This window comes from Embleya sp. NPDC127516, assembly GCF_044765325.1.
Lineage (GTDB): Bacteria > Actinomycetota > Actinomycetes > Streptomycetales > Streptomycetaceae > Embleya.
The window spans coordinates 22,784-35,679 of the sequence record NZ_JBIWJT010000044.1 but is presented as its reverse complement, the minus strand read 5'-3'; the positions used below and the strand labels follow the sequence as shown (position 1 = coordinate 35,679).

Genomic DNA, 12,896 nt, shown 5'->3' with positions numbered 1-12,896 from the left:
ACCGGGAGAATGGGCTCATGGGTACGGACATCGACGGGTGCGTCGAGACGCGGGCGTTGGGCAGGGGCCGGGGGCAGTGGCGGGTGGCGGTCGATCTCGCGGAGTTCGGCATTGATCGGAACTACGACGCGTTCGGTTGCCTGTTCGGTGTCCGCAATCTGGCGAACTTCCGTCCTCTGGCGGCCGATCGGGGGCTTCCGTCCGATGCCTGCGCCCTCGCCCGTGCGCGGCACGCGGAATGCGACGGTGATCGGGCGACGTGGATCGACTGGGCGCAACTGAGGGCTGTGGACTGGGACGAGCCCGCCGAGGGCCTGGACGATCGGGTCCATGAGTACCGCCGGACCCGCGACGGGCTCGCATATGTCGGCAAGTCCACCCAGAGCCCCCGCCTGGCCCGTGTCCTCGGAATCGGCGGGCTTGTCAGGGGAGCGGATTACCCACCGGGTACCGAATGGGCCGTCGACGAGCGCGTGTTCCGCGTCGAACGCATGCGGCGACGAGAGGCGGTGCCGCCCGACGGGCGATGGGGGCGGGTGTGGGCGGAGATGGCACGGGCCGCGAAATCCTGCGGAGACGACGGCGTGCGCCTGGTCGTGTGGTTCGACGCGTGACACCGGCAAACCCGCCCCGGATCCCACATCTGCGCACCCCCCGCCCAGCTCAGTGCCTCGTGCCGGGTTTGGGCGAGGAGTCCCACCCGTTTCTCGGCAGGCGAACCGCGCCGTGTGCGTCGGTTGGTGATCCGCTGGCGGGGGCGGATCACGGTCAGTACCCTCCAGCGAGCCGACCGCGCGGACCAGGCCCATCGGTAGGGCAGCAGGCGGGGTAGCGCCGACCAGTCGGCCCCGGCCTCGGCCCCGACACCGGACTGGTGTGTCGCCGGCGCATTGTCTTCCCGGCATGGAGGAGGTTGCCGGTGTGCACGTGGTTGTGAGCCGTGGCGGCGACGTCGCGGGGGTCGAAGGTGTTGATTTCGGGCTCGACGAGTGGTGGTGAGCAGCGCTTTCACGGCTGCTCGTTGTTCCGGGATCGCAACCCGTTCAGCAGTCGGTCCAACGCTTGCTCCGTCTGTGCCAGTGCTTCCGTGCTTGCCGACCGGGCCAGCCACAGCGCGGCCTCGTTCATGGCCCCCGACAACAATCGCGCGAGCGGCTCCACCGGTTGGTCGGCGATGGCTCCGGCCTCCACCAGGGCATCGAGAGCCTCGGTCAGATGCCGGGCGGAGGAGTCTTCGTCCATGGCCCGCCATTCGTCCCAGCCGAGTACGGCCGGCGCGTCGATCAGCACGATTCGGCGCACCGTCGGATCGCGTCCGGCGGCGAGGAAGGCCCGGCAGCCGGCCCGCAGTTGCTCCCATGGGTCGTCGTACGGTTCGGCGGCGTGCGCGACCCGGTCACCGAGTTCGCGCTGCACCTCGGCGACCACGGCCCGGAAGAGTCCGGCCTTGCTGTCGAAGTGGTGATAGGCGGCCCCCTTGGTGACCCCCACCGCCTGCGCCACATCGGTAAGAACCACGTCGTGATAGCCGTCGGCGGCGAACCTCCGGCGCCCCTCGGCCAGCAGTGCCCGCCGTGTCGCCGCCCGCTGCTCGGCCCTCGTGACAGTCATCCCTCGGTTCACCCTTCCTTTCGCATACCCCGGGTATGCTACCGTGCATTTCACATACTCAAGGTATGTGAAAGTTGGCCCGCAGGCGGATGGAGACGTGTCATGAAGGTCAAGCTCGGCAGCTTCTACCCGGTGATCGCCACCCGCGATGTCGCCGCATCACGCCACTTCTACGCCCGACACTTCGGGTTCGAGGTGTCCTTCGAGGCCGACTGGTACGTGAGCCTCCACCGCCCGGACGCCCCGCAGTACGAACTCGCCCTGCTCGACCACGCCCATCCGACCATCCCCGACGGGTATCGCACACCTCTCCAGGGCGGCCTGCTGCTCAACTTCGAGGTCGACGACGTCGACGCCGAACACCACAGGCTGGTCACACTGGCCGGCCTGCCCGAACTCCTCTCCCTGCGCACGGAGGAGTTCGGGCAGCGCCACTTCATCGTCGCGGCGCCGGACGGCGTCATGATCGACGTCATCACCGTTGTCCCGGCCACCGGGGAGTACGCCGAGCAGTACGCCCCGGGCCACACGCCGTGAACCCAGGGCGCGTGAGCCCGACGGTCACGGCCACTCGTCGACAGGCGCGTCGAGGACAGCCGCCCCCGGGCACACGCGGCCCCCGGGCAGATGCCGTTCCGCGCCGCGCTCCCCTCTCGGCCGCGTGCCGCCCCTGGTCGGGGCGGGCCGGAGCCGTGTGATCAGTGCGTCCGATCCGAGTGCCGGGGAGGGTCCGTCCCACGCGCGCTGGCCGGGGTTCTCGCCGAGTATGTGGTTCGGCGGGCGTGGGCGAGGCCGGCTTCTCCACATCGCCCGCCGGCATCAGCCCCAGCAGGCATCACCCGCGGGCCGCCGTCCGAGCGACCGGGTCGGCGCTGCCACGCCGGGCGGCACGGCTGAGCTCCAGGCTGCCGCGCACCGGGAGGTCACCCGTCGCCGGCTCCGCCAGACGGTGCCGCTCGTCGGCCGGCCGGTCGACCAGGTCGTCGACCGCCCATCCCGGGCGTTCGCGCAGACGGGCCGCGGCGATACGCAGGCCCAGCGGCAGGCCGCCTGTGGGTGTTCCGCCTGCGGTCTTCCGTACGGCGGTCGTGGTGACGACGGCGGCGGTCTGGAAGGCGTCGGCAACAGCGGTGCCGTCAACGCCCCTTCCGCTGCGCCGGGATGCGGGTGGCGGCACGTCTGTCGCGTCTCGGCGGAAAGGCATCCGCCTCACCGGGTGCGGTCTCCCGTTCCGTAGCGGCCGGGTCAAGCTACGGCTGTCTGCGTTTCGCCGAACGGGTCTGGGAAAGCGGGCGTTTCGTCAGCCTCCGGGGGCGGAGTGACGCCGACGTGACGGACTTCTGGGCAGACCGCACGCCGATGACGCGCCGACGAGATGCCGACGACATGCCGATGCGCGAACACCGCCCCGGCAGGGCGGTGTTCGCGCATCGGCGTCTCGTCAGATGTGGACGACGGGTCGTCCCTCGGTTGCCGACGTGTGTTCGGCGATCCGCTTCGTCTCCGGCTTGCGCAGGCCCAGGGCCACCAGGGCGGTCACCGCGATCCCGGCCGCCGCGATGAACACCGCGGTGCGCAGTCCGTCGGTGGTCGCGCCGCGGAGGGCTTCGCCGGTGAGGCCGTCCAGGCCGGAGTTGGCGACCGCGACCAGCAGCGCGAGGCCGACCGCGCCGCCGGTCTGCTGGCTGGTAGACGCGACGCCGGACGCGATGCCCTGCTCCTCGGCGGGCACGCCGAGCGCGGCGGCGCCGAACATCAGGGTGTAGCCGGCACCCTGCCCGATGCCGAGCACGACGAGCCCGGGGACGAGCGCGGCGTACGACGCCCCGACGGCCATGGTGGAGCCGACGATCACCGCGCCGCCCGCGCCGACCAGCAGCGCCGCGATCATGGTCGGGCGGATGCCGTACCGGGTGGCCAGGCGCCCGGCGGTCTGCGAGCCGACCGCGATCGCCACCATCGGGACCAGGAAGGCCAGCCCGGTGGTCAACGCGTCGTAGCCGTGCACGCCCTGGAAGTAGACAGTGAGGAAGTACAGCAGCGTGCCGAAGGTACCCATGTAGAGGAACGTGACGACGGTGCCCACACTCAGGTTGCGGTTCGCGAACAGCCGAAGCGGCAGCAGCGGATCGGCGCTGCGGCGCTCCACGGCGACGAAGGCGGCGAGCAGCAGGGCGCCCGCGATGCACGCGGTCAGGACGGCCGGGGACGTCCAGCCCGATTCCGGACCCTGCACGAGCGCGAAGACGACAGCGGTGACTCCGATGGTGGAGGTGAGCGCACCGGCCAGGTCGAACGAACGCCCCTTGGCGCGCGGCGAGTCCGGGGCGATCAGCACGAACGCGAGCAGCGCGGCGGCGCCGGCCGGCGGCACGTTGACGAAGAAGACCGACGCCCAGCCGAAGGCGTCCGTGAGGACCCCGCCGAGGAGCGAACCCAGGATCATGCCGCTGCCGCCGGCCGTGCCCCACACCGCGAACGCCCGGTTCCGCTCCCGTCCTTCGGCAAAGCTCGTGGATACCAACGTCAGCGTCGCGGGGAACAGGAACGCACCGCCCACCCCCTGGATCGCCCGGGCGGCGATGAGCAGGCCCGGGCCGCCGGCGAGGCCGCCGAGCAGCGATGAGACGGCGTACAGGCTCAGGCCCAGGGCGAACATCCGGCGCGGCCCGAACAGGTCGCTCGCCCGACCCCCGAGCAGCAGGAACCCGCCGAACGCGACGGCGTACGCGCTGATCACCCATTGCAGGCTCTGCGCCGAGAACCCGAGGCCGGCGCCGATCTCGGGCAGCGCGACGTACACGATGTTGTAGTCGACGGAGATGATGAGCTGGGCGAATGCCAGCAGTGCCAGGGTCGGCCCGAGGCGGCGGCGCGGCGGGGCCGCGGACACGGTCGGGGACGTGGTCGAGGACATGGCGAAGCCTGCTTTCGTGAGGACACCGGGGCGTTCTCCCGGCCTGGGGCCGGGGCTTTCGTTGCTGACATGAGCAAATCTATGTCTGCGAAAGACCCATGGAATGGTTCATTCATAACGTCATTTCATGGGTCAATCTCGCACCGGGCCGCACCGGGCCGCACCGAAGCCGCGCCGGTCAGCGGGGCAACATCGTGGGTGATGTCGTTGTCGAGGGTTGCCGGGAAGGCGTCCGGCCGGCTCGGTCGTGGTGGCGACCGGAGTGCGGGCAGCGCAACGTCGGTTCGCCGAGCCACACAGGCCCCGTCGTCGACGTGGAGGCTCATGTCCTCCGGGAACCAGTCGGCCGGGGCGTCCGGCCGGGCTTGGTCCGGATCACGCCGGGCGGGATGTCGGTGCGCAGCGCGGCGACGAGGCGCTGCCGGTGTCGGACTGCGCCCCCGGCTTCTGCGACTGTGACCGCGATCCGGTGGGGTCGTGGATGTCCCGTGGTCTATACCGCAACGCCGGAGGGCACGGTGTTCGACCTCGGCTCTCCCGGATAGGCGTTCCATGCGCGGACCAGGCGGTCCACGGCCTCGTCGAGGACCCCTACGTCGGCGAGGAAGGAGATCCGTACACAATCGGCGTTTCCGCCCGCCGGATGCAGCGACGAACCCGGCAGCACCGCCACTCCGTGCCGCATGGCCGTCTGTGCGAAGGATCCTCCGTCGCCGTGCGGCAGTCGGATCCACAACGTCTGGCCGCCCTCCACCGGGCGAAAATGCCAGTCGGGCAGGTCCGTGGTCAGTCGTGCGCACAGGTGGTCGTGTCGCGCGCGCAGCAACCGCGCGCGGTGGCGGGAGAGGGCGGGGATGTTCGGGACGAGTTCGGCGGCGGCCAGTTGTGCCGGTACGTCGCCGCCGAGGTCCTGGGTGGCCTTGAGTCTGGCCAGGCGGGCGATCAGGTCGCGGTCGGCGCGGATCCAACCGATTCGCAGGCCGCCCCACACGATCTTGCTCAGCGACCCGACGCTGACGATCCGTCCGGCGGAGGCGAACGCCGCGAGTCCCGGTGGCGGGTCGCCGACGAAGGACAGGCCCGAGAGCACCTCGTCGTCGACGATCGGTACATCGTGCGCGACCGCCGTCTCCACCAGGCGCCGGCGCACCAGCGACGGGATCACCGTCCCAGTCGGGTTGTGGAAGGTCGGCACCAGGTAGGCGAACGCGGGCCGGCGATCGACCAGCGTCCGACACCACGCCTCGACATCCAGCCCGTCCCAGTCTCGCTCTGCCCAGAGCGGATCCGCCGCGGCCTCGCGCAATGGCTCGAGCATGCCCGGATACGTCGGCCCCTCCACCAGGACCGCGTCCCCGGGGGAGACCCAGTGCCGGACGAGCAGGGCCAACGCCTGCTGCGCCCCCCTCCCGACCGATCGCGGTTCCGCTCCACCAGGCGTCGACGTTCGCGTTCGACGACGCCGACGCGTTGGCCGACGCGATGTCCCGGTCGGACGGTCCCTGTGTGTACAGCCGCTACGGGAACCCGACGACACACGCCCTGGAAACCGCGATGACCGCCCTGGAGGGCGGGGTCGCCGCGCTGGCCACCGGCTCCGGCATGGGTGCGATCAACGCCGTTCTCGGTGCCCACCTCGCGTCCGGGGACCACGTGATCGCACAACGCCGCCTGTACGGGGGGACGTTCGCGACGCTGTGTGACCTGGAACGGCGCTACGGTGTGCAGGTCACCTACGTCTCGGGCGAGGACCCGGCCGAGGTGGCGGCCGCCGTGCGCCCGAACACGCGCCTGCTGTACCTGGAGACGATCGCCAATCCGATGACGCAGGTGTGCGACATCCCCGTGATGGCCGCCGTCGCCCGCGCCCACGACGTGCCCACCGTCGTCGACAACACCTTCGCCACCCCCGTGCTGTGTCGCCCCCTGGAACACGGCGCGGACATCGTCGTGCACTCCACCACCAAGTACGTCGGCGGCCACTCCGACGTCGTCGGCGGCATCGCCGTCTTCGCGGACACCGGCGCACACCACCGGGTCTGGGAACGCGCCGTCGAAACCGGCGTCAATCCCGACCCGTTCGCGGCCTGGCTCACCCTGCGCGGCCTGCGCACGCTGCCGTTGCGGATGCGGCGGCACTGTGAGGTCGCCGAGGTCCTGGCCGGGCGTCTCGTCGGACATCCGGCCGTCGCCGCCGTGCACTGGCCCGGCCTGGCCGGCCACCCCGGGCACGAGATCGCCGGCCGGGTCCTCGACGGCCCCGGCGGGATGCTCGCCTTCGACATGATCGGAGGGCGCGACGCGGCACACGACTTCGTCCACCGCGTACGCCTGGCCCGGCTCGCGGCCTCGCTCGGCGGGCTGGAGACGCTGGTCGTCCACCCCGCCGGCACCTCACACCGTCAACTCGACGCCGGACAGTTGCGCGCGGTCGGCATCGGCGAGGGCACCATCCGGGTCTCGGTGGGCATCGAGGACCCCGAGGACGTGTGGGCCGACTTCGACCAGGCCCTCGGCGCCACGGGCTGACCTCCACACGCAGACTCCCGCCTGCTTCGAGGCCCCGGCCACGGAAGCGGACGCGGGCGGTGTGCGGCGGGGGAGGGTGATGCCCTGCCCTGAGCGGGCCGAGAGGCCGAGAGGTCGAGGGGTCGAGTCGCGGAGTGGGGTGCGGATCGCGTTCGGACGGTTCGGGCTTCTGCGGCCTGTCAGCGTTGTGCCGGGTGGTCGCACACCGTTCGGATTCGCACCCATCCGCCGGTGGCGCCGCGACGAATTCTTGATATGAGGATGGCGAACCACTACGGCGACGGCGATCGGCTCGGCGGCGACGGCCACGCCCACGAGCGCGGCGGGCCCTACGGCGGGGCCGATGCGTCCGGAGCGCTCTCGGGCTCCGGGCCGGAGCCGCCACGGCGCTTTGCGGTGATCGGGTCGGGCATCGCAGGTCTGACCGCCGCATACGTGCTGCGCGCCGCCGGCGAGGTGACCCTGTACGAGGCCGACCACCGGCTCGGTGGGCACGCGCACACCCACGAGGTGACCGGCTCGGGCGGCCGGCCGCTCGCGGTGGACTCGGGCTTCATCGTCTACAACGAACGCACCTATCCGCTGCTCACCCGCCTGTTCGGAGAACTGGGGGTGAGCACCCGCGAAACCGAGATGAGCATGTCCGTGCGCTGCGACGGCTGCACACTGGAGTACGCGGGCGGGCGCGGCCCGGGCGGGCTGTTCGCCGCCCCGGGGACCGCGGCCCGACCGGCGTACCTGCGGATGCTCGGCGCGGTGCCCCGGTTTCATCGCGCCGCGCACGAACTGCTCGCGGGCGACTCGGACATCACCCTCGGCCGGTTTCTCCGAGAACGCGAATTCTCGCCCTACTTCGCGCAACACTTCGTGCTGCCGCTGGTGTCCACGGTCTGGTCCTGCCCGGGCGTACTGGCCACCCACTACCCCGCGCGGCACCTGTTCCGCTTCCTCGCCAACCACGGCATGCTCGCCGTTTCCGGCTCGCCGAGGTGGCGCACCGTGCTGGGTGGATCGCGTGAATACGTGGAGCGGATCGGCAAGCAGATCACCCGGATCCGCCGGTGCACCGAGGTACACGCGGTGGTCCGGCACCCGGACGGAGTCGCCGTGCACGATCGGGCGGGCGGCGTACGCACTTACACCGGCGCGGTCGTGGCCACCCATCCCGCCCAGGCACTCGCGCTGCTCGACCGGCCGACCCGACACGAGCGCGACGTGCTCGGTGCGTTCGCCTACGAGCGCAGCAGCGCCGTGTTGCACACCGATACCACGCTTCTGCCGCGCCGCGCGCACGCGTCCTGGAACTGCCGCCTCCCGGCCTGCGGGGCCGGCACGGCGGGCGTGCGGGTCAGCTACGACATGAACCGGCTGCAAGGGCTGCCGACCGGCGAGAGGTACGTGGTCACGCTCAACGACGACCGGGCGATCGCGCCGGAACGGGTGCTCGCGAGGATGGCCTACGAACACCCCGTGTTCACCCCGGAAGCGGTCGCCGCGCAGCGTCGATTGCCCGAACTGAACCGGGACCGGATCGCGTTCGCCGGCGCGTACCACGGGTGGGGCTTCCACGAGGACGGCTGCCGCGCGGGCCTGGCGGCGGCACAGTCGTTGGGCGGGCGGTGGTGACCGTGCACCCGACCGCGCGTGGGCCCGGGCGCGGGTCCCGATCCGGCTCCCCCGCGAGCGGGGCGGTGTCCGCCGCCGCTTCGTTCGCACCGGCGTTGTTCGAGTGCGCCATTACGCACGTGCGCGCTGAGCCGGTGCGTTCGGTGTTCACGTACCCATCCTTCATGTGGCTGATCGATCTCGACGCGCCGCCGCGTCTGCCGTGGCCGCTACGCCCGTTGGCCCGATTCGACGCACGCGACCACTTCGCCGGCACCGGGCCGGTCCGCCCGGCCCTGGAGCGGGCAACGGCGGCGCACGGCATCGACATCCGGGGTGGGCGGGTGCTGATACTCACTCAGGCGCGGGTGCTCGGCCATGTGTTCAACCCGCTCTCGGTCTACTGGTGCCACCACCGCGACGGCACGCCTGCGTGCGTGGTGGCCGAGGTGCACAACACCTACGGCGGCAGGCACGCGTACGTACTTCGCACCGACGGCCGGGGAAGAGCGGCGGCCGAAAAGGAGTTCTACGTTTCGCCGTTCCTCCCCGTCTCGGGCAGCTATCGGCTGAGCCTGCCCGCGCCGGACGGTGATCTGGCGCTGACGGTCACGTTGCACCATCCGGGTGCGCGGCGGCCGTTTGTGGCTCGGGTGCGAGGGGAGCGACGCCCGTACACGGTGCGATCCCTGCTCGGTCTGACCCTGCGGCACCCGGTGGCACCGCTTCTCGGTGCGGCCCGGATCCGCCGGCGCGGCCTGGGTTTGTGGCTGCGCGGCGTGCCCGTGGTGCGACACGGGACCGAAGGCAACCTGCGTTGACCGTGATCGAGGCCGCCCCGACTCGGCTCCACCCGACGCGTCGGCCCGATCCGCCGGCCGCCCGCGAGCACGCGGCGTTCGTACGTCCCGCGTCACACGGCGGCACCACGGATTGGGTGCCGCGCGTGGTTGAGGTGCCACGGAGTGCGTGCCGCGCGTGGTTGAGGTGCCACGGGCCGAGGCGATTGTCGTCCGCTTCGGACGGACCCCTGGTCCCCAGGTCAGCCGAACCGCAGGATGCGTGGGGCGAAGGTGCCTTCGGGACCGGCGGCACGGCCGACCGACCACACCGTCGCCGCGCCCGGCACCGGCGCCAGTCGCAGCACCCACGAGTCACCTTCCCCAGCCACCGCCGGTTCGCTGTACTCGGTGAACGACTGTCCGTTCCAGGCAAGCAGATCCGGCCCGGGGACCAACGGCGGATAACTGCCCGGCGGGCCCCACTTCTGCGAGCGGGCCACCGAGACCCAGGCAAGTCCGCCGGATGTGCCGGGCGCCAGTGAGTCGATCGAGCCGAAGTCGGTGGGCACGGCCACCCGGCTCCACGCCTGCCCGTCCCAGCGCACCAGCAGTGGCGGAATCGGCTTGCCCGGTGGGCCGCCGACGAACCCGGCCGTGCCACCCGCCCACACCTCCGTCGGTGAGACCGCCAGCACGCTGCCGACGGCCGACCGCGGGAACCCGTCCACGATCGTCTGCTGCCACGCCTGCCCGTTCCAATGCGACACGGCCGCACCCGAGTTGCCGGCGCCCGCGGCCCAGACGTCGTCGGCCGCCAGGATGTGCAGGCCGTACACGAAACCCGGCGGCACCGGCACGTCCCGCCAGCCGCGGCCGTCCCAGCGCAGTAGGACCTGCGCGCCGCCCCGCGAACCGATCAGCCAGGTCTCACCGCCGCCGGCGACGACTTCGGTGAGCAGGACACCGCGCGGCGGTCGGCTCTCGTACCAGGCGATGCCATCGGAGCGGAGCAGGCGGGCGCCGCCCGCCGAGTCGCGGCCGACCGCCCAGATCGCGGTCGGTGAGGTCGCGGCGATGGACAGCAGTTCCCCCTGCCAGCCGATCCCGGGCAGACTCTGGCGCTGCCACGCGGTTCCGTCCCAGCGCAGCACCAGCGGGAAGCCCGGCGCCTGGCGACCGACGGCGTCGGTACCCACCGCCCACGCGCGGTCCGGCCCGAACGCCACGGCCTCGTTCAGCCCGGCCTGCGGGCGTACCTGCGCCGGGACCGGAACGTGTTGCCAGGACAGGTTTTCCGCCGCGACCGAGGCCGTCATGGTCATGGTCATGGCGACGGCGAGGGCCGCGACGAGCAGTCGGCGTGCCATGGTCAGCCTCCCAGCCGCTCACTCATCAGGTTCGGTTTCGAGCCGTAGATCTCGACGGTCCCGAAGGACAGCAGCGAGAACCCGGCGGTCGCCAGCGCACGCGGTTTGACGTCGATCGCGTTGGCGCGCACCGGGCCGTAGGAGAAGGTGGTGCGGGAGCCGCCCACCCGCGCGTACTTCGACTGGAACGCGCGGTCGCTGCGCACCGGCAGCCACAGCGCACCGTCGGGGCCGCGCACCATGGCCTCGGTGTAGGTATCGCCCAACGGCGGGTAAGTGGTGTGCCAGGCGCGCCCGTTCCCGGTCATCAGGTAGGTGCGGGCCACGCCGTCGGTGTACCGGCTGCCGCCGATCGTGATCCGGCCGGACGGTTCGAGCAGGATCGTGTGTACGTTGCTGTTCGGCGGCAGCGACACCTTCGCGTCCCGCCACACCCTGCCGTTCCAGCGCAGGATGGTGGTCCCGGTGTCGGTGTCCGCCCAGGCCCAGACGTCGGTGGCGGTACGCGCGGTGATCCCCATCAGGAACAACACACCGTCCGGAGTGGTTTGCGTGGCCCAGCCGGAACCGTCGTAGTACAACACCTTCAGCCCGGTTTCGTCTTCACCGACCACCCACGCGGCACCCGGCACCGCGGTGAAGTCCTGGTAGGTCCACAGGGTTTGCGGCAGCGAGACGGCACTCCATCCTCCCGACCCGCCCATCGATCGGCGCAGGATCTCGACCGCTCCCGCGCGGTTGCGCAGGATCCACACCTCGTCGCCGACGAACTGCACCTTGCCGAGCCAACCCGGTTCGCCGGCGCCGGGGAAGGTTGTGTCCCGGCTCCACGCCGTGCCGTCCCACCGGTACAACATCGGCCGCGGTCCATCGGCGGCCTGCTCGTACCCGGTTGCCCACGCCTCGCCCGGTCCGCGCGCGGCGAGATCGGACACGATCACCTGCGGGGCGGCCGCCGGCACCGGCAGGGCCGACCAACCCGGCGTCACGGCCGCGGCCGGGGACACCGCCGCAACCGGCGACACCACCGCGGCACACGCGATCACAAGGCAGACGAGGAGCGCACGGAGACCGTTCACGACACCTCCCGAGAACGCGAAGGTCGCTCAGCCTATGGGCGCTCGTCCACTTGTGAATAGAGGGCAAACAGCCAATCTTCATGACCAAGCGGGCGCGTCGGCAGGGGACATCGTCCATCGACGCGCGAGTGCACGGTTTCGGCGCGAACGGGTGGGGCGGCGGAACGGCGGGCGGCATCCCTTGATGGGACGCGGGTCCACATCGCGACCGTCCGACCCCTACGGGAGCCGGCCGCACGTGCGGCGTCACCGTTGACGATGCCCTCCGGTTCGGGCCTGACCTGCCGGCTTACCTGGAAGGATGCCGGGATCCGGTACGCGGGTGGTGTGGTGCCGGGTGAGGTGACCTCCGGGCGGAACGGTGCTCGCACGCCGCGATGCCTCCGGCGAAGGGTCACCGGAGGCATCGGGGTGCTTCGGGAACGGATCGTGTGCGAGCGAGCGGCTCCCGGCGGCGCGTCGTGGTCGACGCGCACCATCAACGGGCGGGCGGCCCTGGCTCGGTCAGGGGTAGATCGCGCAGGCGCGAGGGATCCAGCCGGTGGTGCTCCCGTAGCGGATCTTCTGCCACACGTTGCTCTTCTCGCCGCAGACGTCCAGATTCTGCCCCCACCCCTGGGCGACGTTGCAGGCCCTGCTCCCCCCGGGGAAGACGCCGAGCGCAGTGCTCTGGGTCGTCGGGGTGGCGCGAATCTTGAGGTTCGTCTTGGCCTTGACGTACATGCCGCTCGAACAGGACGCGGCCGCGGTGGACGTACCCGCCGCCTGCGCGGGCGCCGCGAGACCGAAGGCCATCAGGGCGACCAGACCCGCACCCACCAGCGTCTTCTTCACCATGTGCGCCACCCCTCGTCTTGAGCACTGTTGCCCGAATCCAACACCGGGGGATCCGCTTCCCGTTGAGGTTTCATGGTCATCTGCCGTGATCGTCATACCGTCCGCGCGAAATGGCCATCATGCGCCAGCGGGGAGTCGACCTTGACCGCGACCGTGTCGGGGAGGCCGA

Annotated in this window: 12 protein-coding genes; 5 read left to right on the top strand and 7 right to left on the bottom strand. The window is 71.5% G+C overall.

From position 1 onward, the window contains the following. Positions 1 to 83: 83 nt before the first annotated feature. On the top strand, positions 84 to 614 hold the full coding sequence (locus ACIRL2_RS46320) for a hypothetical protein (protein WP_402241008.1): 531 nt from the start codon (positions 84 to 86) through the stop codon (positions 612 to 614). A gap of 394 nt (positions 615 to 1,008) precedes the next feature. On the opposite strand, the gene ACIRL2_RS46315 is transcribed toward ACIRL2_RS46320, so the two are convergent. Next, complete coding sequence (locus ACIRL2_RS46315) at positions 1,009 to 1,611, bottom strand: TetR/AcrR family transcriptional regulator (RefSeq protein ID WP_402241005.1); 603 nt, start codon at positions 1,609 to 1,611, stop codon at positions 1,009 to 1,011. 102 nt (positions 1,612 to 1,713) lie between these two features. Here ACIRL2_RS46315 and ACIRL2_RS46310 point away from each other — a divergent pair, with 102 nt between their 5' ends. Then, entirely contained in the window at positions 1,714 to 2,148 is a 435-nt protein-coding gene (locus ACIRL2_RS46310) for a VOC family protein (RefSeq protein ID WP_395872483.1), read from the top strand. A 298-nt stretch (positions 2,149 to 2,446) separates the two neighbouring features. Here ACIRL2_RS46310 and ACIRL2_RS46305 read toward each other — a convergent pair whose 3' ends face one another. From ACIRL2_RS46305 to ACIRL2_RS46295, 3 genes are all read right to left on the bottom strand, one after another. Continuing rightward, complete coding sequence (locus ACIRL2_RS46305) at positions 2,447 to 2,788, bottom strand: hypothetical protein (protein ID WP_402241003.1); 342 nt, start codon at positions 2,786 to 2,788, stop codon at positions 2,447 to 2,449. 264 nt (positions 2,789 to 3,052) lie between these two features. Then, positions 3,053 to 4,528 carry an MFS transporter gene (locus ACIRL2_RS46300; RefSeq protein ID WP_402240997.1) on the bottom strand — a complete coding sequence of 492 codons (1,476 nt, stop codon included), beginning with the start codon at positions 4,526 to 4,528 and terminating at the stop codon, positions 3,053 to 3,055. A 493-nt stretch (positions 4,529 to 5,021) separates the two neighbouring features. Beyond that, entirely contained in the window at positions 5,022 to 5,918 is an 897-nt protein-coding gene (locus ACIRL2_RS46295; RefSeq protein ID WP_402240995.1) for a PLP-dependent aminotransferase family protein, read from the bottom strand. Between ACIRL2_RS46295 and ACIRL2_RS46290 the strand changes: the two genes are divergently transcribed. From ACIRL2_RS46290 to ACIRL2_RS46280, 3 genes are all read left to right on the top strand, one after another. Then, positions 5,834 to 7,057 carry a trans-sulfuration enzyme family protein gene (locus ACIRL2_RS46290; RefSeq protein WP_395872475.1) on the top strand — a complete coding sequence of 408 codons (1,224 nt, stop codon included), beginning with the start codon at positions 5,834 to 5,836 and terminating at the stop codon, positions 7,055 to 7,057. The genes ACIRL2_RS46295 and ACIRL2_RS46290 overlap by 85 nt on opposite strands. Positions 7,058 to 7,318: 261 nt before the next feature. Continuing rightward, positions 7,319 to 8,683 (top strand): NAD(P)/FAD-dependent oxidoreductase, encoded by a 1,365-nt coding sequence (locus tag ACIRL2_RS46285; protein WP_395872473.1) that lies wholly within the window; start codon positions 7,319 to 7,321, stop codon positions 8,681 to 8,683. A gap of 65 nt (positions 8,684 to 8,748) precedes the next feature. Continuing rightward, positions 8,749 to 9,483 (top strand): DUF1365 domain-containing protein, encoded by a 735-nt coding sequence (locus ACIRL2_RS46280; protein WP_402240993.1) that lies wholly within the window; start codon positions 8,749 to 8,751, stop codon positions 9,481 to 9,483. A gap of 221 nt (positions 9,484 to 9,704) precedes the next feature. On the opposite strand, the gene ACIRL2_RS46275 is transcribed toward ACIRL2_RS46280, so the two are convergent. The 3 genes from ACIRL2_RS46275 to ACIRL2_RS46265 all read right to left on the bottom strand — a co-directional run bounded on the left by ACIRL2_RS46275 (position 9,705) and on the right by ACIRL2_RS46265 (position 12,727). Beyond that, positions 9,705 to 10,811: a hypothetical protein gene (locus ACIRL2_RS46275; protein WP_402240992.1), complete on the bottom strand. Its 1,107-nt coding sequence runs from the start codon at positions 10,809 to 10,811 to the stop codon at positions 9,705 to 9,707. 2 nt (positions 10,812 to 10,813) lie between these two features. Continuing rightward, complete coding sequence (locus ACIRL2_RS46270; protein ID WP_402240991.1) at positions 10,814 to 11,890, bottom strand: hypothetical protein; 1,077 nt, start codon at positions 11,888 to 11,890, stop codon at positions 10,814 to 10,816. 504 nt (positions 11,891 to 12,394) lie between these two features. Further along, positions 12,395 to 12,727 (bottom strand): SH3 domain-containing protein, encoded by a 333-nt coding sequence (locus tag ACIRL2_RS46265; RefSeq protein WP_402240989.1) that lies wholly within the window; start codon positions 12,725 to 12,727, stop codon positions 12,395 to 12,397. Positions 12,728 to 12,896: the final 169 nt, after the last annotated feature.